Source organism: Streptomyces sp. NPDC052773, assembly GCF_044547145.1.
GTDB lineage: Bacteria > Actinomycetota > Actinomycetes > Streptomycetales > Streptomycetaceae > Streptomyces.
On record NZ_JBITZX010000016.1, the window covers coordinates 163,343 to 184,402 of the forward strand.

General features: G+C 73.6%; 16 protein-coding genes. 9 read left to right on the forward strand and 7 right to left on the reverse strand.

The window, feature by feature from the left end; translation table 11 throughout:
- The first annotated feature begins 5 nt into the window (after window positions 1–5).
- On the forward strand, window positions 6–941 hold the full coding sequence (locus ACIG0D_RS29460) for a M56 family metallopeptidase (protein ID WP_399806746.1): 936 nt from the start codon (window positions 6–8) through the stop codon (window positions 939–941).
- Window positions 942–981: 40 nt separating this feature from the next.
- Here the strand turns inward: ACIG0D_RS29460 and ACIG0D_RS29465 are convergent, their stop codons facing one another.
- Entirely contained in the window at window positions 982–1,626 is a 645-nt protein-coding gene (locus ACIG0D_RS29465) for a TetR/AcrR family transcriptional regulator C-terminal domain-containing protein (RefSeq protein ID WP_399806748.1), read from the reverse strand.
- A 117-nt stretch (window positions 1,627–1,743) separates the two neighbouring features.
- Between ACIG0D_RS29465 and ACIG0D_RS29470 the strand changes: the two genes are divergently transcribed.
- The 4 genes from ACIG0D_RS29470 (at window position 1,744) to ACIG0D_RS29485 (ending at window position 6,855) form a co-directional block, all read left to right on the forward strand.
- The gene (locus ACIG0D_RS29470; protein WP_399806751.1) at window positions 1,744–3,486 is read left to right on the forward strand and encodes an ABC transporter ATP-binding protein; all 1,743 of its coding nucleotides are present in this window, start codon (window positions 1,744–1,746) and stop codon (window positions 3,484–3,486) included.
- 79 nt (window positions 3,487–3,565) lie between these two features.
- Window positions 3,566–5,281, forward strand: coding sequence for an ABC transporter ATP-binding protein (locus tag ACIG0D_RS29475; protein WP_399806754.1), 1,716 nt, complete (start codon window positions 3,566–3,568; stop codon window positions 5,279–5,281).
- Between the two features lie 70 nt (window positions 5,282–5,351).
- Window positions 5,352–6,023, forward strand: a complete 672-nt coding sequence (locus ACIG0D_RS29480; protein WP_399806757.1) for a phosphatase PAP2 family protein — start codon at window positions 5,352–5,354, stop codon at window positions 6,021–6,023.
- Window positions 6,024–6,159: 136 nt separating this feature from the next.
- Window positions 6,160–6,855, forward strand: coding sequence for a TetR/AcrR family transcriptional regulator (locus tag ACIG0D_RS29485; protein WP_399806761.1), 696 nt, complete (start codon window positions 6,160–6,162; stop codon window positions 6,853–6,855).
- Here the strand turns inward: ACIG0D_RS29485 and ACIG0D_RS29490 are convergent.
- Window positions 6,843–8,345, reverse strand: coding sequence for an LVIVD repeat-containing protein (locus ACIG0D_RS29490; protein WP_399806764.1), 1,503 nt, complete (start codon window positions 8,343–8,345; stop codon window positions 6,843–6,845). The two genes, ACIG0D_RS29485 and ACIG0D_RS29490, sit on opposite strands and share 13 nt — an antisense overlap.
- Window positions 8,346–8,539: 194 nt before the next feature.
- Here ACIG0D_RS29490 and ACIG0D_RS29495 point away from each other — a divergent pair, with 194 nt between their 5' ends.
- Window positions 8,540–9,187: a DUF305 domain-containing protein gene (locus tag ACIG0D_RS29495; RefSeq protein ID WP_399806767.1), complete on the forward strand. Its 648-nt coding sequence runs from the start codon at window positions 8,540–8,542 to the stop codon at window positions 9,185–9,187.
- Window positions 9,188–9,331: 144 nt separating this feature from the next.
- Here the strand turns inward: ACIG0D_RS29495 and ACIG0D_RS29500 are convergent, their stop codons facing one another.
- Complete coding sequence (locus ACIG0D_RS29500; protein ID WP_399806770.1) at window positions 9,332–10,027, reverse strand: DUF6214 family protein; 696 nt, start codon at window positions 10,025–10,027, stop codon at window positions 9,332–9,334.
- A 136-nt stretch (window positions 10,028–10,163) separates the two neighbouring features.
- Between ACIG0D_RS29500 and ACIG0D_RS29505 the strand changes: the two genes are divergently transcribed.
- Window positions 10,164–11,501 carry an FAD-dependent oxidoreductase gene (locus ACIG0D_RS29505; protein WP_399806772.1) on the forward strand — a complete coding sequence of 446 codons (1,338 nt, stop codon included), beginning with the start codon at window positions 10,164–10,166 and terminating at the stop codon, window positions 11,499–11,501.
- Between the two features lie 41 nt (window positions 11,502–11,542).
- On the opposite strand, the gene ACIG0D_RS29510 is transcribed toward ACIG0D_RS29505, so the two are convergent.
- The gene (locus ACIG0D_RS29510) at window positions 11,543–11,914 is read right to left on the reverse strand and encodes an ArsR/SmtB family transcription factor (protein ID WP_399806775.1); all 372 of its coding nucleotides are present in this window, start codon (window positions 11,912–11,914) and stop codon (window positions 11,543–11,545) included.
- A gap of 119 nt (window positions 11,915–12,033) precedes the next feature.
- Here ACIG0D_RS29510 and ACIG0D_RS29515 point away from each other — a divergent pair, with 119 nt between their 5' ends.
- Window positions 12,034–13,113 carry an NADH:flavin oxidoreductase/NADH oxidase gene (locus ACIG0D_RS29515; protein WP_399806778.1) on the forward strand — a complete coding sequence of 360 codons (1,080 nt, stop codon included), beginning with the start codon at window positions 12,034–12,036 and terminating at the stop codon, window positions 13,111–13,113.
- 82 nt (window positions 13,114–13,195) lie between these two features.
- On the opposite strand, the gene ACIG0D_RS29520 is transcribed toward ACIG0D_RS29515, so the two are convergent.
- From ACIG0D_RS29520 to ACIG0D_RS29530, 3 genes are all read right to left on the reverse strand, one after another.
- Window positions 13,196–17,656, reverse strand: coding sequence for an HAD-IC family P-type ATPase (locus tag ACIG0D_RS29520; RefSeq protein WP_399806780.1), 4,461 nt, complete (start codon window positions 17,654–17,656; stop codon window positions 13,196–13,198).
- A gap of 78 nt (window positions 17,657–17,734) precedes the next feature.
- Window positions 17,735–18,328 (reverse strand): hypothetical protein, encoded by a 594-nt coding sequence (locus ACIG0D_RS29525; protein WP_399806782.1) that lies wholly within the window; start codon window positions 18,326–18,328, stop codon window positions 17,735–17,737.
- 151 nt (window positions 18,329–18,479) lie between these two features.
- Window positions 18,480–19,736, reverse strand: a complete 1,257-nt coding sequence (locus ACIG0D_RS29530) for a PHB depolymerase family esterase (RefSeq protein ID WP_399806810.1) — start codon at window positions 19,734–19,736, stop codon at window positions 18,480–18,482.
- Window positions 19,737–20,154: 418 nt separating this feature from the next.
- On the opposite strand from ACIG0D_RS29530, the gene ACIG0D_RS29535 reads away from it, so the two are divergent.
- Entirely contained in the window at window positions 20,155–20,946 is a 792-nt protein-coding gene (locus tag ACIG0D_RS29535; protein ID WP_399806784.1) for a pectate lyase, read from the forward strand.
- The last annotated feature ends 114 nt before the right edge of the window (window positions 20,947–21,060 follow it).

A 21,060-nucleotide genomic window follows, 5' to 3' on the forward strand; every position in this document is an offset into this window, starting at 1 on the left:
TTCCCATGATGGTCCCCGCGGCATTGCTGCTGCTCGGCGCCCTGACCGCCGTGGCGGCACCTCGACTGCTCGCCCGGGCCGACTGGCCGGACCGTGAACCGGTGGTCGCCCTGTGGGTGTGGCAGTGCGTGGTGGCGGCGGTGCTGCTGTGCTGTGCGCTGTCGATGATCCTCAGCGCGTCGGCCGCCTGGCAGGCGGTAAGGGGCCATGTGTTCGCCCCGGCGCCGCGCGCGGTGGTGGAGGCCTACGCGCTGGGCGCGGCCGGGCCCTGGGCGGCGACCACCGCGGTGGCGCTGGCCCTCGGCGGGGTGTGGAGCGCGGCCATGCTGGTCCGTGAGGTGGTACGGGCCCGGGCCCGCCGTCGGCAGCGGCGCGCCGAACTCCTCCTGCGGGCCCCGCTGCTGCCCGGCGAGGAGCCCGGGCGGGGACGCCTCGTGGTGCTGGAGGGCGAGCGGCCGGACGCCTGGTGGCTGCCGGGCACGGCACCCGGGCTCGTGGTGACGACCGCGGCGCTGCGCCGGCTCAAGGGGCGTCAGCTGGATGCCGTACTCGCCCACGAGCAGAGTCACGCGCGGGCCCGGCACGACTGGCTGCTGCACTGCTCGGCGGCGCTGGCGGGCGGGTTCCCGCAGGTGCCGGTGTTCGCGGCGTTCCGTGACGAGATGCACCGGCTGGTGGAGCTGGCCGCCGACGACATGGCCTCGCGGCGCTTCGGACGGCTGACGACCGCGCTGGCGCTGGTCGAACTCAACGAGGACCGGGGGGTCTTCGGGCCCGGCCCGGCCGCGCACGCGCACCTTCCGCAGCGGGTGCACCGCCTGCTCACTCCCCCGGACCGGCTCACCGCGGCGCGCAGACTGCGGCTGACCGCGGCGGCGGCGCTGGTGCCGGTGGTACCGGTGCTGGTGGCGTTCGTGCCGGGGTTGCGGGCGCTGGGCTGAGCGGTTCGCGGCTCGCTTCGCGAGTCCCCCCACCCGGCGATCAGGCGCGTGTGAGCGCCAGCTCCCTCTCGTAGCCGGACAGCAGCGCGTCGAGCGCGAACTCGAAGCGTCCCTCGGCCGCGTCCTCGCCGGCCTCCCGCGCGGCCTCGACCAGCAGCGGGTAGGCGTCCGCGTCCAGCGAGGAGGCCAGTTCGCCGGCGCCGTCGACGCCGCCCGCCCGCGCGGCTGCCTGGCCGACGACGAATCCGGTCAGGGAGTAGAGGATGTCCAGGGTCCGGCGCAGCGGGAAGCCCGCCTCGTGCAGCATCGCGACGACGGCCTCCATGGTCCGCAGGTTGCGGGGCGTCATGGCGGGCCGCGACAGCAGCAGCGGGACGGCGTGGGGGTGCGCGGCCAGCGCGGCCATCAGCGCGTGGGCGTAGGCGCGCAGGTCCTCCCGCCAGGTGGCGGCGCCGAACTCGGGAGGTACGGCCTCGGCGACGATCTGCTCGATCATCCCGTCCAGCAGGGCGCTCTTGTTCGGCACGTGGTGGTAGAGGGTCATCGCCTCCACGCCCAGTTCGGCGCCGAGCCGGCGCATCGACAGCGCTTTGATGCCCTCCCGGTCGACGAGCCGTACGGCCGCCTCCAGGACCGCCTGCCGGGTGAGTCCCGCGCGCTGCCCGCGAGCCCTGTTGGCCGTCATGGCCCCTCCCTGTTCCGCAACCGGCCGCTCAATCAACCGGGTTGACCATTCTTACAGCGTAAGTATAACGTCTGACGTCAGTCTTACGTCGTAAGAATCTGTGGAGGTGCGGAGACGATGACCGGCACCGAGTTCGCAAAGGTGCGTCCGTACGCGGGGGCCTTCGCCGCCGTGGTCGTGTTGCAGGTCATCGGCGCGGTGGCGGGGCTCGCGCCGCTGCTCGCCATCGTCGAGCTGGGCCGCACCCTGCTCGGGCCCGGTCCGGTCGACGACGGCCACGTCCGGTTCGTCATGGCCGCGGGCGCGGCGGGCCTCTTCGTCCGGCTGCTGTTCACCGGCGCCGCGGCGGCCGTCGGGCATCTGCTGGACGGGCGGGTGCAGTTGGCGTTACGCCGCGCTCTGGCCGCGCGGCTGGGGCGGGTGCCGATCGGCTGGCTGTCCCGTCGCCGCAGCGGTGAACTGGCCAAGCTGGTGGGCGAGGACGTGGGCGCGGTCCACCCGTTCATCGCCCACACCCCCGGCGAGCTGGTGTCCGCGTTCGTCGTGCCGCTGGTGTCGCTGGTCTACCTGTTCACCGTCGACTGGCGGCTGACGCTGATCACGCTGATCCCGGTGGTCGCGGCGATGGCGCTGGTGCCGCTGATGATGACTCCGGCCCGGCTGCGTGAGCAGGCCGACTTCGACGCGGCGATGACGCGGATCGCCGGCTCCGCCGTGGAGTTCGTCCAGGGCATCGCGGTGGTCAAGGCGTTCGGCGGGGGCGAGCGCGCCCACCGCGCGTTCCGCGCCGCCGCCGACGACTTCGTCGCCGCGTTCCGCCGCTGGGTGCACGGGATCTCCCCGATCGCCGCGGGGATGCAACTGGCGCTGTCGCCTCCGTTCGTGCTGCTGACCGTCCTGGTCGGCGGCGCCGCACTGATCGCGGGCGGGGAACTGGCCCCGGCCGATCTGCTGCCGTTCCTGCTGCTGGGACTCGGGCTGACCGCCCCGGTGGCGGCGCTCGGGCACGGCTTCGACGAGGTGCAGGCCGCTCGCCGGGCGGTCGGCCGGATCCGCGACGTGCTCGCGGTGGAGCCGCTGCCGGAGCCGGCGCACCCGGTCGCGCCGCGCGGCCACCGCGTGGAGCTGCGCGGCGTCCGCTTCGCCTACGAGCCCGGCCGCGAGGTGCTGCGCGGGGTCGACCTGGTGCTGGAGCCGGGGACGGTCACCGCGCTCGTCGGCCCGTCGGGCAGCGGCAAGTCCACGCTGGTGCAGTTGCTGCCGCGGTTCGTCGACCCCACCGGCGGCTCGGTCCGCCTGGGCGGCGTCGACCTGCGGGAGCTGAGCAGCCGGGAGCTGTACCGGCACGTGTCCTTCGTCTTCCAGGACGTCCGCCTGCTGCGCGCCTCGGTCGCCGACAACATCGCGCTGGCGGTCCCGGACGCCGGTCCGGAGGAGGTGGCGCGCGCCGCCCGCCTCGCGAACATCCACGACCGCGTCCTCGAACTGCCGTACGGGTACGACACGGTGATCGGCGAGGACGCGCGGCTGTCCGGCGGTGAGGCCCAACGGGTCGCGCTGGCCCGCGCGTTGCTGGCCGACACCCCGGTCCTGGTGCTCGACGAGGCGACCTCGTTCGCCGACCCGCACACCGAGCGGGCGGTGCGCCGGGCCCTGGAGACGCTGCGGGGCAGCCGTACGGTCCTGGTCATCGCCCATCGCCTGGAGACCGTCGGCGGCGCGGACGCCGTCGCCGTACTGGAGGACGGGGTCGTCGTCGAACACGGCAGGCCCGCCGACCTGCTCGACGCCGGCGGGGCGTTCGCCGCGCTGTGGCGCTCCCGGCGCGCGGACCCCACGGCAGGGGGTGCGCGGCTGTGACGACGGCCGACCCACGCGAGCGATCCCACGCAGTACGGCAAGAGGTACGGCAAGGAGCACGCCGAGGAGGCGACCCACGATGATCCGTCTGCTGCTGCGCGTGCTGGGCGACCGGCATGCCCGCCCGATGCGCCGCACCCTCGTCCTGATGACGGTGACCGCGGTCGCCGAGGGCCTGTCCTACGCGCTGCTGGTGCCCGTGCTGCGGGCGCTGCTCGGGGGTGCGCCCGAGGACGCCTGGCCCTGGCTGGGCGCGTTCGGGGCCGCGGTGGCGGCCTACGCGGTGCTGCGCTACGCCGGCGACCTGTCCGGGTTCCGCGTGGGCACCGCGCTGCTGCGCGGCGTGTACCACCGCCTCGGCGACCATCTCGCCCGGCTGCCGCTCGGCTGGTACAACGCGGCCCGGGTCGGAGAGGTGTCCGTCCTGGCCGGTCAGGGCGTGCTGCGGGCGATGAGTGTGATCGCGCACCTGCTGGCGCCGTTCGTCTCCGCCGCCGTGACACCGCTGACCGTTGTCGCCGTCATCCTCGCCTTCGACTGGCGGCTGGGCCTGGCCGCGCTGGCCGCCGTGCCCCTCGTGGCGGCGACCCAGAGACTCACCGGGCGGGCGACGGCCGCCGAGGACGCGGAGCGCGCCGCACGCGACCGCGAGGCCACCGGGAGGGTCGTCGAATACCTCCAGGCCCAGCCGGTGCTGCGGGCCGGCGGCCGGACCGCCGAGCGGTTCCGGCTGCTGGACGACGCCCTGCGGGAGGTCCAGCGAGCCTCCCGCCGCTCCACGCTGGCCGCGCTGCCCGGGGCGCTGGGGCTGACGCTCACGGTCCAGGCGGCATTCACCGCCCTGCTGCTCCTCGGGGCGTATCTCGCGCTCGGCGGGGACGTCGGGGCCGCGGAGCTGCTGACGATCCTGGTGCTGGCCGCCCGCTGCGCCGATCCGCTGCTGTCGCTGGCCGACCTCGGCGGCAAGCTGCGCGGCGCGCGCGGCGAACTGGCCCGGCTCGACGCGCTGCTGCGCACCGAGCCGCTGCCGCAGGCGCCCGTCCCGGTCCAACCGGTGGGCCACGCCCTGGAGTTCGACTCGGTGGTCTTCCGGCACGGCGGACGCACGGTGATCGACGGCCTGTCGCTGTCCGTGCCCGAGGGGCAGCGGCTGGCCGTGGTGGGGCCGTCGGGCGCGGGCAAGACGACACTGCTGCAACTGCTCGCGCGCTTCTACGACGTGGACGCGGGCGCGGTCCGCGTCGGCGGCGCGGACGTCCGCGCGATCGACACCGAGACGCTGATGGCGCGCTTCGCCATCGTCTTCCAGGACGTGTACCTCTTCGACGGCACGATCGAGGACAACGTGCGCCTGGGCCGCCCCGGCGCCACCGCCGCGGAGGTGCGGGCGGCCGCTGCCGCCGCGCGGCTGGACGAGGTGGTGGAGCGTCTGCCCGACGGATGGGCGACGCACGTCGGCGAGGGCGGCGCGCGCCTGTCGGGCGGCGAGCGTCAACGGGTCTCGATCGCGCGGGCGCTGCTGAAGGACGCGCCGGTCGTGCTGCTGGACGAGATCACCTCCGCGCTGGACCCCGTCGGCGAGGCGGCCGTGCACGCCGGCATCGAGCGGCTGATGGCGGGGCGGACGGTGGTGATGGTGGCCCACCGGATGCGCACCGTCCAACGCGCCGACCGCATCGTCTTCCTCGACGCCGGCCGTGTCGTCGAGGAGGGCGGCCACGAGGAACTGCTGCGCCGCGGCGGCCGTTACGCCGAGTTCTGGAACCTGTCCCTGACACCCGCGGCCGACGCGTGAGCGGCGGTACGCGTGCCCCGCGACGCGCCCGTATTGGCCTTCCACCCCGCCCCTCGGCGAGGATCGCACCATGCACACCGGTTCCGTCGACTCCCCGCCCCGCCCCCCGCAGCACCGCCGCACCGTGCGCGCGGGCACCGGTCTGGCCCTGTGCTCGCTGCTGCTCATCGCCCTCGTCGCCGCCGAATGGGGGCCGCTGCTGTCCTTCGACGGCGATGTCGCCCGCACCACCCACCGCTGGGCCCTCGACGCGTCGGACCTGACGCAGGCGTGCCGCATCCTGACGGACTGGGTGTGGGATCCCAACACCATGCGGATCCTGTGCGGCGTGACCGCGGTCGCCCTGGTGTGGCGGTTCAGAGCGTGGTGGACGGCGCTGTGGCTGGTGGTGACGGTGGCGCTCGGCACCGCGCTCCAGCAGTCCGTGAAGGCCGCGGTGGACCGCGCCCGCCCCGTCTGGCCGGACCCCGTCGACTCCGCCCACTACGCGGCCTTCCCGTCCGGTCACGCCATGTCCGCCGCGGTGGTCTGCGGCCTGCTCCTGTGGCTGCTGCGCCGCCATGGCGTGCGCGCCGCCCTCTGGCGTACGGCGGTGACCGTCGCGGCGGTCTCGGTGCTCGGCGTGGGCCTGACCCGCGTCTGGCTCGGCGTCCACTGGCCGACGGACGTACTCGGCGGCTGGCTGCTCGGCGCGACCTGGGCCACGCTGGCGGTGGCCGTGCACCAGCGCATGCGGCCGTGAGGTCCAGCCGCGCCCGCCTCGGACGATCCCCCGCGTCGCCCGAGGCGGACGGCTTGCCCGGCCGGGCCCGGGTACGGGTCGGTCGGGACGTGCTGAGTATAGTTGGCTGGCAGCCAGTCAACGCAGGAGTTACAGGATGTCCCCTCGAAGCGCCGCGGTCAATGAAGAGTTGCGGCGTCGTTCCCGGGAACGTCTGCTCCAGGCGGCGGTCGAGCTGGTCGGTGAACGCGGTTACGAGGCCACGACCTTGGGGGACATCGCGGACCGGGCGGGATCGGCGCGTGGACTGGTGTCGTACTACTTTCCCGGCAAACGGCAGCTGGTGCAGTCGGCCGTACACCGGCTGATGCACCGCACGCTGGAGGAGGCGCTGGAGCGCGAACCGCGTACGGAGGACGGCCGGGAGCGGATGGCGCGGGCCATCGACGCGATCCTGGGCCTGGCCCGCGACCGGACCGTGCTGATGCGTCAGCACATGGCGGGGCTGCTGCAGGCGGAGGGTTTCGTGCAGTGCCCGGAGCAGCAGCGGCTCGCGGAACTGCTGAGCGACACCGTGGCCCGGCACGGCTCCCCGGACTCCGCCACCGACTACCCGATGCTGCGGGCCCAGCTGATGGGCGCCGTCTACGCGATGGTCCTGCCGAACGTGGGCATGCCGATCACCCCGCTGCGCGCCGAGCTGTTCCGGCGCTACGGACTGGAATGGGAGATGGGTTCCCCGCCGGACACCGCGGCGGCGTCCGGCGGGGAGTGCGACCGGGATCTGTCCCGGTTCTTCGCGACGGGGTCCCCGGCGGTGGACCGGTCGGACCGGTCGGATCAGTCGAAGTAGTCCGGCTGGGTCTGGACGTTGAGCTCGCTCAGCCGCACCCACCGGGCGGGGTCCGTGCGGTGGTCGTCGAGCTTCAGGACGTCGAAGCCCTTGGCCATGTCGTTCGAGTAGATGTGGCCGTTGTAGTAGTACGCCGACCAGGCTCCGGCGGTGACCAGGCGCTCGGTGCTGAGCGGGCCGCGCTCGAAGTAGGCGATCTCCTTCGGGTTCGACGAGTCGGTGAAGTCCCAGACGGAGACGCCGCCCTGGTACCACGCCTGGACCATGAGGTCCTTGCCCTTGACCGGGATCAGCGAGCCGTTGTGGGCCACGCAGTTCTCGGTGTCGCCCTGGTGGCGGGGGATCTTGAAGTAGCTGCGGAAGACCAGCTTGCGGTGGTCGCCCTTGCCGACGATGTCGTAGATGCCGTCCGCGCCGCGGTTCGGGCCGACGGCCGCGTTGCAGGTGGCCGCGCCGCCGCCGCCCAACTCGTCCGTGAACACGACCTTGTTCGCCTTCTGGTTGAAGGTCGCGGAGTGCCAGAACGCGAAGTTGACGTTGTCCTGCACCCGGTCGATGACCTTCGGGTGCTCGGGGTCCTCGATGGAGAACAGGATGCCGTCGCCCATGCAGGCGCCCGCCGCGAGGTCCTTGGAGGGAAGCACGGTGATGTCGTGGCAGCCGGTGGTCTTGGAGACCCCCGGGTTCGTGGGCGCGCCGGGGTTGCCGCCGCCGTCGGGACCCTCACCGGGGAACAGCACCGGGAAGCCGACGACCGCCGCCTTCTCGGGGGCGTTGCGCGGCACCTTGATGACCGAGATGCCGTCGTGCGGCGGCTGGCAGTCGGGGTACGCGGCGTTCGGCGAGTAGGAGGAGACGTAGATGTAGACGTTGCGGCGCTCGGGCACCAGCGTGTGGGTGTGCGAGCCGCAGGCGGTCTCGACGGCGGCGACGTACTTCGGGTTCCGCTTGTCGCTGATGTCGAAGACCTTCATGCCCTCCCACGAGGACTTCTCGGTCACCGGCTGGGTGGTGCTGTTGCAACTGCTGTCGCTGCGCGAGGAGTCGGTGGACAGGAACAGCAGGTTCCCGGAGACGGAGATGTCGTTCTGCGATCCGGGACACAGCACCTGGGAGACCGTCTTCGGGGCCTTCGGGTCGCTGATGTCGAAGATGCGGAAGCCGTCGTAGTTGCCGGCGAAGGCGTACTTGCCCTGGAAGGCCAGGTCCGAGTTGGTGCCCGGCAGCACGTCCTTGGGGATGTTCGTCAGGTGCTCGATGTTGGCGGAGTGGACGATCTCGTCCTGGGCGGGTATCTCCCCGCTCTCCACCGCCTCTCTCACGTCTTGCCGGGTGCTCTCCGGCACCCGCTTCTCGGCGGCCGGCGAGTCTCCCGGGTCAGGGGTGGCGACCGCGGGGTGCGCGGTGATCAGCGCGGCCAGGAGCCCGGCGGCAGCCGTGGCGATTCCCAGGCGTCTGCGCCGCGTTCGGGGGTTGCTCAACAGGGTCACTGCTTCCTCCCTTGTTCCGTTCGCAAGGGAACGGTTCACGGACCCCCGAAGTATCGTCTTCATCATGCACAGATCAATAGGGGGCAACAGAGATGTAATGAATGTTTTCAACGAACACTGCTCACCGGCGTGTTAAGACGGTCACCGGCACTCACGAGGTGCGCCCCGCATCCCGCCCGTCACAGGAGGTCGTCGTGCTCTTCCGCCGCGCGTCGCGTGTCACCGTCCCGCTGACCGCACTCGCCGTACTCGCGCTCGGCGCCTGCGACTCCGGTTCGGCTCCCGAACCGGACCGGGCGAGCGGCCCCTCGGTCCTCGTCCCCGGCATGCCCGGAGAGGCCAACCGCACCCTGTCCGCCCAGGAGGCGGCCCAGCAGCGCGTCCACGACGACTCCCCCAACTCCGCGGACGTCGACTACGCCCGGATGATGATCGCGCATCACACGCAGGCCCTGGAGATGACCGAACTCGCCCCGGACCGCGCCGAGTCCACGCAGGTGAAGAAGCTGGCCGAGCGCATCGCGGCGGCCCAGGGGCCCGAGATCGACGCGATGAAGGGCTGGCTGGAGGAGCACGGCGAGCCGGAGACGGTCGAGGGCGGCCACGACCACCACACCATGCCCGGTATGGCCACCGAGACCCAGCTGAAGAACCTGCGCGCGGCCCGCGGGAAGGCCTTCGACGAGCTGTTCCTGACGCTGATGATCACCCATCACGAGGGCGCGATCACGATGGCCACGGACGCCAAGTCCCAAGGGAACAACGTGAGGATCGAGGAGATGGCGGACGACGTGATCGCCCAGCAGACGAGCGAGATCACGCGGATGCGGCAGATGCTCTGACGCGGTTCTGTTCCGGGGATGCGCCGGGGACCGTCAGCCGGGTATCCGGGGGGCCCGTCAGGCGTAGGCTCGGAGGACGTCGGGCGTAGGCCCCGGACGTCGGACGGATACACGGAGGACGTCGGGCGGATGCCTGACGGCCGGTCAGTCCCGGCGGGCGTGACGGGGTGCCAGGAAGCCGGCGTCGCGCGCCTGGGCGATCAGCCTCAGCGACCTGCGGCGGCTGTGTCCCGTCGCGCACATCACCGCGAGCACCGGGTCGATCCCCTCCTTCTGGGCGGCCCGGTACTCCTGCGCGACCAGCCACCGCCCCTCGATACCGCGGGGCCACGGCGGACGGGCCCGGCGCGGCCCCGCCGCCTCACGGTCGCCCGACTCGCCCTTGCCCTCGCCCTCGTCCTTGCCCTCGCCCTCGCCCTCGTCCTCGTCCTTGCCCTCGTCCTTGCCCTCGCCCTCGTCCTTGCCCTCGCCCTCGTCCTTGCCTTTGTCCGCCGCGCCCTCGTCCGCCGCGTCCGCGTCGGGCGCCTCCGCGCCCCGGTCCTCATCGGGGGCCTCGGTCGCGATCCCGCACGCCTCGAACAGCGGTCCCTCGATCCAGTCGGCCAGCACCGCGAGATCGTCGAGGGAGAGCGCGGGCCGGGCCCGGACGTCCTCCAGGGAGACGTTCCCGTCCGCCACGACGGCCAGCGCCTCCACCGCGGCGCCGTCGCCGAAGGCCAGCCGCACCTGGTACCAGGCGGTCGCGTCGCCGCCCTCCCGCACCGCCCACGCGGGCCACACGGACACCACGCCGTCCTCCGCCAGACGGTCGGAAAGATTAAGAAAGGATGCTTCTAGCACACACGGAACGTAACCGCATGATCACATTCCATACGAACGGACACGCGTCCACTCCCCCGCACAGCACCCTGTCAGCGCAGCCCCGGCGGTGCGATGCTGGAACCGACCAGCGAATACGGGACGAAGGAGTTCCGCCGTGCTGCGTGTCGCCGTCGTAGGCTCCGGACCGAGCGGGGTCTACTCCGCCCAGACGCTCGTCGAGCAGGAACCGCAGGTCCGGGTCGATGTGCTCGACCGGCTGCCGTGCCCGTACGGTCTGGTGCGCTACGGCGTGGCGCCCGACCACGAGAAGATCAAGTCACTGCAGAACAATCTGCGCACGGTGCTGGAGCACGACCGGGTGCGGTTCCTCGGCGGGGTCCAGATCGGCACCGGCGGGGTGCCGGCGGCCCGGCTGCGGGAGCTGTACCACGCGGTCGTGTACTGCCTGGGCGCCGCCACCGACCGGCGGCTGGGGATTCCCGGGGAGGACCTGCCGGGCAGCTGGTCGGCGACGCAGTTCGTGTCCTGGTACAGCGCCCACCCGGATGCCGTGGACGACGGGTTCCTCCGGGGTGCACGGTCGGCGGTGGTCATCGGGGTCGGGAACGTCGCGGTGGACGTCACCCGGATCCTGGCGCGCGGCGCGGCCGAGCTGAGCCCGACGGACATGCCGGACGCGGCGCTGCGCGCGCTGACCGCGAGCCGGGTGACCGAGATCCAGATGGTGGGGCGGCGCGGACCGTCCCAGGCCCGGTTCACCACCAAGGAGCTGCGCGAGCTGGGCGCGCTGCCGGAGGCGGACGCGACCGTCGACCCGGCGGAGCTGGCGCTGGATCCGGCGTACGCCGACCCGTCCGCGCTGCCCGCGCCGCAGCGCCGCAACGTGGAGGTGCTGCGCGGCTGGGCGGACCGCGCGCCGCGGGGCGCCCCGCGGCGGATCCGGCTGCGGTTCTTCCTGCGCCCCGTCGAACTGCTCGCCGAGGCGGGGCGGGTGGGCGCGGTGCGGTTCGAGCGGACGGTGCCGGACGGGCGGGGCGGGGTGACGGGCACCGGCGAGTTCCAGGTGATCGAGGCGCAGCTGGTGCTGCGGTCAGTGGGTTATCGCGGGGTGCCGCTGGAGGGACTGCCGTTCGACTCGGGCAGCGGCACGGTGCCGCATCAGGCGGGGCGGGTGCTGCGCGGCGGCGTGGTCTCGCCCGGCGAGTACGTCGCGGGCTGGATCAAGCGGGGCCCCACGGGCGTCATCGGCACCAACCGCCCGTGCGCCAAGGAGACGGTGTTGTCACTGCTGGAGGACGCCCCCGTCCTGGCGGGCCGCGACATCCCCGAGGACCCGCTGCCGGCCCTGCGCGCCCAGGGCGTGGAACCGGTCGAGTGGGAGGGCTGGCGGGCCATCGAACGGGCCGAAGCGGCGCTGGGGGCGGAGCTGGGGCGGAGCGTGGTGAAACTGCCCGACTGGGACGCGCTGCTGACCGCGGCGCGCCGCCTGTAGGGGCGCGGGGAACCACGCGACCGGCCCCCGTGCGGGGCGGTTCAGCCGGTGCCGGTACCGGTGTCGGCGTCGCCGAGCCGGGTGGACTGGCGGGCTGCGGCGTCCAGGAGGGCGTCGAGAAGGCCCGGGAACAGGGCGTCCAGGTCGTCGCGGCGCAGGCCGTTCATCTTGGCCGTGCCCCGGTAGATCTGCCGGATGACGCCGCTCTCACGCAGCACCCGGAAGTGGTGCGTGGTGGTGGACTTGGTGACCGGCAGCACGAAGTGCGAACAGGACAGCTCGCCGCCGTCCGCGGCGAGTTCGCGCACGATCCGCAGCCGCATCGGGTCGGACAGCGCGTGCAGCACCTCCTCCAGCCGGATCTCGTCGCGTTCCGGGTGGGGCAGAGTGCGGCTGGCACTGGCGGTGGTCACGGCGGCTCCACTTCCGTCGGGAACTCCATTGTACGAGAGCCATCGTAGTTTGACATTCGCCGTACTACGATGGCTATCGTACGAAGCGAACCTTCGGTCCGTGACGAATGGAGTGCGCCGTGACCGCGCTGTTCGAGCCCTGCACCCTGCGCGACGTGACGATCCCGAACCGCGTGTGGATGCCGCCGATGTGCCAGTACTCCGCGGCCCCCGAGGGGCCTGAGGCCGGAGTGCCGCACGACTGGCACTTCGCGCACTACGCCGCCCGCGCGACCGGCGGCACCGGTCTGATCATCGTGGAGGCCACCGCGGTCAGCCCCGAGGGCCGTATCTCGCCGTACGACCTGGGTCTGTGGAACGACACCCAGGTCGAGGCGTTCCGCCGGATCACCCGCTTCCTGGCCGACCAGGGCACCGTCCCCGCGGTCCAGCTGGCCCACGCGGGGCGCAAGGCCTCGACCGACCGGCCGTGGAAGGGCGGGGCGCCGGTCGGTGCGGACGCGTACGGCTGGCAGCCGCTCGCGCCGAGCCCGGTCGCCTTCGACGAGCGGCACCCGGTGCCGACGGAGCTGACGGTCCAGGAGATCGGGGAGATCGTCGGCCGGTTCGCCGACGCGGCCCGCCGGGCCCTCGCTGCCGGGTTCGAGATCGCCGAGATCCACGGCGCCCACGGCTACCTGATCCACGAGTTCCTGTCCCCGCACTCCAACCACCGCACCGACGCCTACGGCGGCTCCTACGAGAACCGCACCCGGTTCGCCCTGGAGGTCGTGGACGCCGTACGGGAGGTCTGGCCGGACGACAAGCCGCTGTTCTTCCGCGTCTCGGCGACCGACTGGCTGGAGGAGGGCGGCTGGACCCCCGACGACACCGTCCGCTTCGCCCGCGACCTCCAGGCGCACGGCATCGATCTGCTCGATGTCTCCACCGGTGGCAACGCCGCCGCCGTCCGCATCCCCACCGGCCCCGGCTACCAGGTGCCCTTCGCCGCCCGCGTGAAGGCCGAGACCTCGCTGCCGGTCGCCGCCGTGGGTCTGATCACCGAGCCCGAGCAGGCGGAGAAGATCCTCGCCAACGGCGAGGCGGACGCCGTCCTCCTCGGCCGCGAGCTGCTGCGCAACCCGTCGTGGGCACGGCAGGCGGCCCGCGAGCTGGGCGGCCAGGTGCGGGTGCCGGACCAGTACCACCGGTCCGTCTGAGCCGTCGGCGTCCCTGTCCGGCCGACACATGCGGAAGAGCCGCCCGCCTCGTGAGGCGGGCGGCTCTCCTCGTGCGGAGACCTCAGCCACCGGCCGGTTCGACGACCCGTCCCTCGATCACGCCCCGCCTCGGCGACGCGCCGTCGACCTGCTCGCCCTTCCCGGCCCGCTCCGCCTTCTCGACCCGCTCGGTCTGCTCAGCGCTCCCCGGCTGCCCGGCGTCCCCCACACCCGCCGCGCGGGCCAGTCGCTGCACCGTCCGCTCCAGGTCCGGCAGGACCCGCTGCCCCGCCACCGCGAGGGTGATCGCCGCCGCGACGCCCGCCCAGGCGAGCGGGCCGAGCGGGGTGCAGCCGACCAGGCGGCTGGCGACCGGGGTCTGGACGAGGGCGACCAGCGCGGCGGCGGAGCCCAGCGCGGTGACCTGGACCAGCGGGCTGTCACGCCGGTCGAGCAGGGTCTGCGCCAGCTGGGTGCCGACCACCGCGCACAGGGCCATCGTCGTCGTACGGCGGGCCGTGCCCGGCGTGAAGCGGCCGAACAACCAGGCGGCGACCGCGCCCAGGCACGTGGTCAGGGCCCGGTGCCGTATCTGCCGCATCAGCGGCTCGCCCAGCAGCGAGGTGCCCAGCGGCCCGCCCGAGCCGGTCTCGGCCGGGTCCTGCTTCGGGGTAACCGCGACGGCCATCGCCGGGAACAGGTCGGTGAACAGGTTCACCAGCAGCATCTGCCGCGTCGACAGCGGCGCGGAGCCCGCGAGCAGCGTGCCCAGGATGCCGAAGCCGATCTCGCCCGCGTTGCCGCCGATCAGGATGGCGACGGAATCGGCGACGCTGTGCCACAGGGCGCGGCCCTCGCCGACCGCCTCCACCAGCACGGTCATGTCTTCGTCGGTGAGCACCAGGTCGGCGGCGTTGCGGGCGGCGGCCGAGCCGCGGGCGCTGATGCCGACGCCGATGTCGGCGGCGCGGATCGCGGCGGCGTCGTTGGCGCCGTCGCCGACCATGCCGACCACCCGGCCGGCGTCCCGCAGCGCCTCGACGACCTGGAGCTTCTGCTCGGGCGCGACCCGCGCCACGACGTCCGCGTCGCGGAGCATCCGGGAGCGTTCGCCGCGGTCCGCGGCGGCCAGGTCGTCGCCGGTGACGACGGCGGTGTCCTCGGGCCAGCCCAGGTCGAGCGCGATGGCGCGGGCGGTCTGCGGGTGGTCGCCGGTCAGCATCACGGGCCGTACGCCCGCCGCGCGCAGTCCGCGCACCAGGGCGTCGGAGGTCTCGCGGGCCACGTCGGCCAGCGCGAGCAGCCCGGCGAACTCCAGGTCGTGCGGCGGTTCGTCGCAGACCTCGGCGTCGTTCTCGGTGTCGGCCAGGCGGCGCCGGGCGACCGCCAGTACGCGCAGGCCGTCGCGGGCCAGCGCGTGCGCGGTCTCCTCGGCGTGCTCGGGCAGATCGCGGCAGGCGGGCAGCACGACCTCGGGGGCGCCCTTGACCTCGAACACCCGCACACCGTCCGCCGCGTGCCCGACCGCGCCCGCGTAGCCGCGCCCCGCCTCGAACGGCCGGGCCTCGGTCTGCGTCCACTCGGGGTCGCTTCCGGCCGCGTCCAGCACGGCCTCGTCGGTCGCGTGCACCACCTTCTCGCCGCCGTTGAGCTGTGGGCAGGCCCGTACGGCGGTCCGCAGCACCTCGGAGTCGCGGGCCTCGTCGAGCTTGCGGACCGTGCCGTCCGCCTCGGCGACCCGGACCAGGCGCAATTTGTTCTCGGTGAGGGTGCCGGTCTTGTCGAAGCAGATGGTGTCCATCCGGCCCAGCGCCTCCAGGGTGCGCGGGGTGCGCACCAGGACGCCGCGCCTGCTGAGCCGCCGTGCCGCCGCGAGCTGGCCCACGGTCGCCACCAGGGGCAGGCCCTCGGGTACGGCGGCCACCGCGACGGCCACGCCGCCGCTGACCGCCTCGCGGATGGGGGTGCCGCGCAGCAGCGACAGCCCGGTCACGGCGGCGCCGCCCGCCATCGTCCAGGGCAGGGCCTGGCTGGTGAGTTCCTGCAGGCGGGCCTGCACGCCCCCGGCCGCCGGGGTGCGGGCGGCGAGGTGGACGGCGCGGGCGGCCTCGGTGCGCTCGCCGGTCTCCACGACGACGGCCCGCGCGTGCCCGGCCACCACGGTGGTGCCCTCGAAGACCATGCACCGGCGGTCCGCGACGGCGGCGCTCGGGGTGGGCTCCACCTGCTTGTCGACCGGCAGCGACTCGCCGGTCAGGGCCGACTCGTCGACCTCCAGGCCGTCCTCCCACAGCAGCCGGGCGTCGGCGGGCACGACGTCGTCGGCGTTCAGTTCGATCACGTCGCCGGGCACCAGGCGGGCGGCGTCCACGGTGCGCGGGCCCTGCCGCCGCCGGTCGCGCCGCCTTCCGGGGGCGCCGACCGCGCCGTCGGTGCTCACCCGGGCCTTCTGCTTCTGCTCGGCGACCAGTCCGGACAGCGCCCGCTCGGCCCGCAGCCGTTGCAGGCCGCCGACCAGGGCGTTGAGGTCGAGCGCGCCGACGACGAGCAGCGCGTCCGCGACGGAGCCGAGGATCGCCGACGCCGCCGAGCCGACCGCCAGCACCGGGGTGAGCGGGTCGTCGAGTTCGTTGCGTACGGCACGGGCGAGCTGGAACGTCCAGCGCGCCGGGGCCATGACCGGCTTGCGGCCGACGGTGGTGACCGTCTCGCGCACCCGGTCCACGGCCTGCTCCAGAGCGGTCTCCTCGGCCTCCAGGCGGTCGGCCAGCCGGGCCTGCACGGCGCGGGGGTCCAGGGCGTGCCAGGCGACCCGGGGGCGGGGGTGCGGGGAGCGCGCCAGCGCCACGCCGACGGCCGCGCGCACCCCGCCGAGCAGGGCCGTGGCCGCGGCCGCGTCGACGGGTGCGTGCCGCAGGCCGGGCAGCCACGGGTTGGTCTGCCGCCGGGCCTCGCCGACGGCCACGAGCAGCCCGGACAGGGCGGCGCCGGACCGGGCGAGGATCTGCGACCGCCGACCGACCCGGCGGGCGGCGGGCACCGCGACGAGCAGCCGCCACACGTCGGACAGGCCGTCCGGGGTGAGTACATCGGCGCCCCAGGCGACGGCCGCGTCGCGGTCGGCCAGCCCGACGGCCAGGTCCCCGGCGAACAGCGCCTCCAGCACGTCGGTGTCGTCGGCGGAGGAGGGCCGGGCCACGGTGATCACACAGCCGTCGTCCTGGCGCAGCCGCTCCACCGTCTCGGCGGGCGGTCGTCCGGCGGGCACGATGTGGTCGGCGAGGCCGATGAAGTCGGTGAGGGCGGGGTCGTCGCCGACGACGACGCGCAGTTTCGCGCGGCGGGCCGCGTCGAGGACCGGCTCGGCCCACGGGTCGGCGTCGCCGTCCGCGGTGAGCAGGGCGCTGGGGTGCAGGAAGATCGTCCCGGCGGTCTCCAGGCGGCGCAGCCGCTGCTGGTCGCGGACCAGGACGCCGGTGCGGGCGAGGGCGCAGCTGAGGGCGGCGTGGAAGGCGGCGGGGCCGTAGCGGGCGGCCTTCGGGGAACCGGCGAGGACCGCCTCGGCGGCCTCACTGGCGCTGTGTTTGACCAGCAGGGTCGCCAGGGCGCCGACGAGGGAGCCGGACTCGGCGTGTACGGCGTACTCCTGGGCCGGGGTCCGGCGCAGCGGCGGCCGGGGGAAGCGGTCCATGGCCACGCCGTCCCGGTCGGGCACGCACAGCCGGTCGTGGACGGCGTCGAACGCGGTGGCGCGGGCCAGTGTCTCGGCCAGTCCGCAGGTGCGCAGCGAGCCGTCGAGCACCAGGGCGATGGGGTTCTGGCCGGCGCCGTGGACGGCCGCGTTGACGGCGGCCAGTACGAGGTCGGCGCGGGAGTCGCCCAGCCGGCCGCGCAGCCAGGAGCGGAACCGGGGGTGCTCGCGGAGCAGGGTGTTGCCCGCCGAGACGAACTTGGGCGAGGGTGGCAGCCGCAGCGCGGAGGCGGCGATCGCGGCTCCGATGCCGAGCGCGTCGACGCCCAGCGCGGCCACCGCGGTGCGGATCCCGATCGGGTCGCCGGGGTGGGCGAACTCCTCCACGGACTCGTCGTCGGGGGCCAGGCCGTGCCGTTCGGCGAGTTCGGACGCTTTCTCCAGCACCGAGTCGGCGACGGCGGCCTCGGTCGCGGCCACCACCAGGCGGGACAGGCCGCCGTCCCAGTACGCGTAGGCGACGTCGGGCCGCTCCATGAGAGCGGCGGCGACCCGGCGGGCGGCGTGTGCCGCCTCCCGGGCGTCACGCTTGCCGTCCGTCGCGGCGGTCCGCAGGGCGAGGTGCGCCCGGCGTCCGGAACGCCAGTCGCGCCTCTGCCCGGGCAGTACCGCGGTCCGCGCCACGCGCGCGACCCGCACGGCCGAGTCCGCGCCACGGACTCCCGCCCGCGCCGTTCCGGCCGCCGCTGCCGCGGCCATGCCCACGGCGGGCGCGGTTCCGCGCGCCAGCAGCCGGGGTCCGGCCAGCAGAGCCCCGGAGACAGCCGACACCGGCCCCGTCAGCAACCCCATCGCACATCCTCGGTTCGAGCTCGATTTTTACTCTTATGTCAGTTTGTTGCGTTTGCTGCCGATTGACGAGTTCTGGTCTCAGTTCGTGGTCGCGGTGTGCCGCCGGGCCGCCGTGCGCCGGTGGGCGGTCGCCGCCTTGATGGTCGTCGTGCCGGTCCCGTGCACCGTCTTCGTCCGGGCGCCGGAGACCGTCGTGCGGCCCGGGGACGCCGTCGGGCGGGTGCCCGGCGCCGCAGCGGGTGCGGCGGTACCGCCACCGGAAGGCGACTCGCCCGTGTTCCGGCCCGTCGCCATGGACGCCGTACTGCCGCCGGACGCCGCCGTGCGGGAGGCGGCACTGGCCGTCGCCCTGGCCTGCGCGCCTTCGGCCGGCGACGCCTGCCCGGCGCCCTGCTTCCCTTCCGGCTGCTCCGGTCCGGGCCTCGGCTGGGTCAGCCAGGCCACGGCCGCTCCGGCGATCGCCACGGGCCATTCGACGACGCCCGCGGCGCCGAGCAGCCCGGCTCCCGTGTAGACCGCGATCCGGCGCCCGCGCGGGGAGACGACCCCGACCGCGTCCAGGGTGCCCTCGGCGGCCTTGCTCACCTTGTCCATGCCGGGCATCCGGCGCAACGCCGAGCCGGTGAACCGCACCGGCTCCGTGATGACGGACGACGGCTTCAGCCGTGTCATGACGCTCCCCGCCTCCCTGCGATCGGCTCTGTGCATGTCCCCGAGTTCCCGGAAAACTCCTAGTCACCCGCGGGAGGCCGAGGAAAACGCAAGTGGCCGGGGACTTTGCCCCGGCCACTTGCGGTGCCCGTCGTTCGGAACGGCCCCTCGCTCAGGCGGTCGTGCAGGCCGTCCCGTTGAGCGTGAAGGCGCCCGGGGACGCGCTGTTGCCGCTGTGGTTCGCCTGGTAGCCGATGCTCACGCTCGCGCCCGGGGCGAGGGTGCCGTTGTACGCGGCGCTCGTCGCGGTGACCGCCCCGGAGGCCGGTGCGTACGTGGCGCCCCAGCCGTTGGTGATGGTCTGGCCGCCCGGCAGGGCGAAGCCCAGCTTCCAGCCGTTGATCGCCGTGCTGCCGGTGTTGGTGATCGTCACGGAGGCGGTGAGGCCGGTGTTCCAGGCGCTGGTGGTCACCGTCACCTTGCAGCCGGACGGCTGCGGCTGCGGGGCGGGTCCCTGGCCGTCCAGGCCGAAGAAGGTGAGCACGCGCGCGCCCATCGTGCCGTAGGCGTACAGGTTGTGGCCGACGCCCTGGAGGCTGATCGCCTCCACGGGGGCGCGGTCACCGGTGGCGCCGTAGCGGGTGCGGGTCCAGCCGGTGGCGGGGGTGTCGGTGGACGCCGGGGTCTGGCCGACGCCCAGGACGTCGGTCCACTGCTTGATCTCCTCGCCGAAGTTGGGGTAGCGCAGCACGTCGTCCTCGGTACCGTGCCAGAGCTGCATCCGGGGGCGCGGGCCGGTGTAGCCGGGGTAGGCGCCGCGGACCAGGTCGCCCCACTGCTGCGGGGTGCGGGTCACGGTGCCGTTCGCGCAGGCGCTGTTCCACTCGGAGCCGTCGGTGGTGGCGAAACAGCCGAAGGGGACCCCCGCGAAGGCGGCGCCGGCGGCGAACACGTCGGGGTACACGCCCAGCAGGACGTTGGTCATCATCGCGCCGGAGGAGATGCCGGTGGCGAAGACCCGCTTCGGGTCGGCGTCGTAGGTGCCGAGGACCCAGTCGACCATCGACTTGATGCCGACCGGGTCGCTGCCGCCGCCGCGGCGCAGCGCCTGCGGTGAGGAGACGTCGAAGCACTTGCTGGAGCGGGTGACCGACGGATAGACGACGATGAAGCCGTAGCGGTCGGCGAGCGAGGCGTACTCGGTGCCGTTGTACATCGCCGGTCCCGAGCCGGTGCAGTAGTGGACGGCCACGAGGACCGCCGGGTTCGGGGTGACGCTCTCCGGGACGTACAGGTACATCTCCAGGTTGCTGGGGTTCGCGCCGAAGTCGGTGATCTCGGTCAGCGTCGCCGTGGGGGCGGCCTCCTCGCGGGCGGCCTCGTCTCGGGCGGCGGCCGGGGGCGCGGCGAGCAGCAGCGCGGCGAGCATCGGCACCAGCGCTCCGTAGAGCGCGACGAGTACCGAGGGCAGGGGTCTCCTCGCGGTGTTGCCGGGGGTGGCGGACACGTGGTCGTCCCTTCGTGATCGCGGCTCGGGGGCATCGCACAGAGGGGAACGCCGAGGATGATGGCACGCGCACGGCCGTCATGGAAGCGCTCCCACACCAGTCACACGGATGCCGCCGCACCGCAGTTCACCCCGTGCGGGAGTGGCGGAATATGTTCGGCGCGAGGCGTTGACCAGAAAGCGCTTGCCCTCTACGGTCCGTTCAAGAGCGTGACCGATCGGCGCCCCGCGGAGCCGAAAAGGTCACGCCCGAGACGCCTGGCGTTCTGTCAGACGTATGACGTTCATGTACGCGAACTCCCTCGGAAGCACCCCACACCCCCACAGAAGGAATCGGGACATGGCATCTGTGACACCACCGCGCACGCGCCGCCGGCGCGCGCTGACCGGCGCGCTGGCCACCCTCGGCGTCTCGGTTGGCATGATCATGACGACCGGGGCGCCGTCGGCGAGCGCCGCCACCTGGCCGACCCCCACCAGCAGCCAGGCGGTGAGCGCCACCATCACCCTGAACGCCTCCAAGGACTACGGGATGCAGCGCCTGTACGGCAGCGGCGCCCTCGGCGGAGGCGACCAGTCGGAGGACCAGCAGCCGATCCTGAAGCTGGCCGACGGGGTCACGCTGAAGAACGTCATCATCGGCGCGCCGGGTGCCGACGGCATCCACTGCATGGGCAGCTGCACGCTGCAGAACGTGTGGTGGGAGGACGTCGGCGAGGACGCCGCCACCTTCCGCGGCGGCACCGGCGCGACGTACCACGTGATCGGCGGCGGCGCGAAGAAGGCGGCCGACAAGGTCTTCCAGCACAACGGCGGCGGCACGGTGAACATCTCGAACTTCGCCGTGCAGGAGTTCAAGACGCTCTACCGGTCCTGCGGTGACTGCTCCACGCAGTACACCCGCAAGGTCAACCTCAACACCATCGAGGTGACCGGGACCGGTACCACCGCGCGGCTCGTCGGCATCAACGTCAACCGCAACGACGTGGCGACGCTGCGGAACATCACGATCCTGAACGACGCGAGCCGCAAGGTCATCCCCTGCCAGAAGTACAACAACAACACGGCGGTGGGCGTCGGCCCGGACAGCACCAACTGCCTCTACTCCGCCTCGGACATCGTCTACCGCTAGGGGGCGTCTCGTCGATCAGGCCGGATCAGCGAGCGGCGTCTGGTGCCGTGCATCGCAAGGCGGAGGAGGGAGTCGATGCGATGGGGGTCCCCCCGCGCGAGCGCAGCCGAGCGT

Bases quoted from the DNA above. Each gene is read 5' to 3' on its own strand.
- ACIG0D_RS29460 (WP_399806746.1), top strand. From the start codon at position 6: ATGATGGTCCCCGCGGCATTGCTGCTGCTCGGCGCCCTGACCGCCGTG.
- ACIG0D_RS29465 (WP_399806748.1), bottom strand. From the start codon at position 1,626: ATGACGGCCAACAGGGCTCGCGGGCAGCGCGCGGGACTCACCCGGCAG.
- ACIG0D_RS29470 (WP_399806751.1), top strand. From the start codon at position 1,744: ATGACCGGCACCGAGTTCGCAAAGGTGCGTCCGTACGCGGGGGCCTTC.
- ACIG0D_RS29475 (WP_399806754.1), top strand. From the start codon at position 3,566: ATGATCCGTCTGCTGCTGCGCGTGCTGGGCGACCGGCATGCCCGCCCG.
- ACIG0D_RS29480 (WP_399806757.1), top strand. From the start codon at position 5,352: ATGCACACCGGTTCCGTCGACTCCCCGCCCCGCCCCCCGCAGCACCGC.
- ACIG0D_RS29485 (WP_399806761.1), top strand. From the start codon at position 6,160: ATGTCCCCTCGAAGCGCCGCGGTCAATGAAGAGTTGCGGCGTCGTTCC.
- ACIG0D_RS29520 (WP_399806780.1), bottom strand. From the start codon at position 17,656: ATGGGGTTGCTGACGGGGCCGGTGTCGGCTGTCTCCGGGGCTCTGCTG.
- ACIG0D_RS29525 (WP_399806782.1), bottom strand. From the start codon at position 18,328: ATGACACGGCTGAAGCCGTCGTCCGTCATCACGGAGCCGGTGCGGTTC.
- ACIG0D_RS29530 (WP_399806810.1), bottom strand. From the start codon at position 19,736: ATGCTCGCCGCGCTGCTGCTCGCCGCGCCCCCGGCCGCCGCCCGAGAC.
- ACIG0D_RS29535 (WP_399806784.1), top strand. From the start codon at position 20,155: ATGGCATCTGTGACACCACCGCGCACGCGCCGCCGGCGCGCGCTGACC.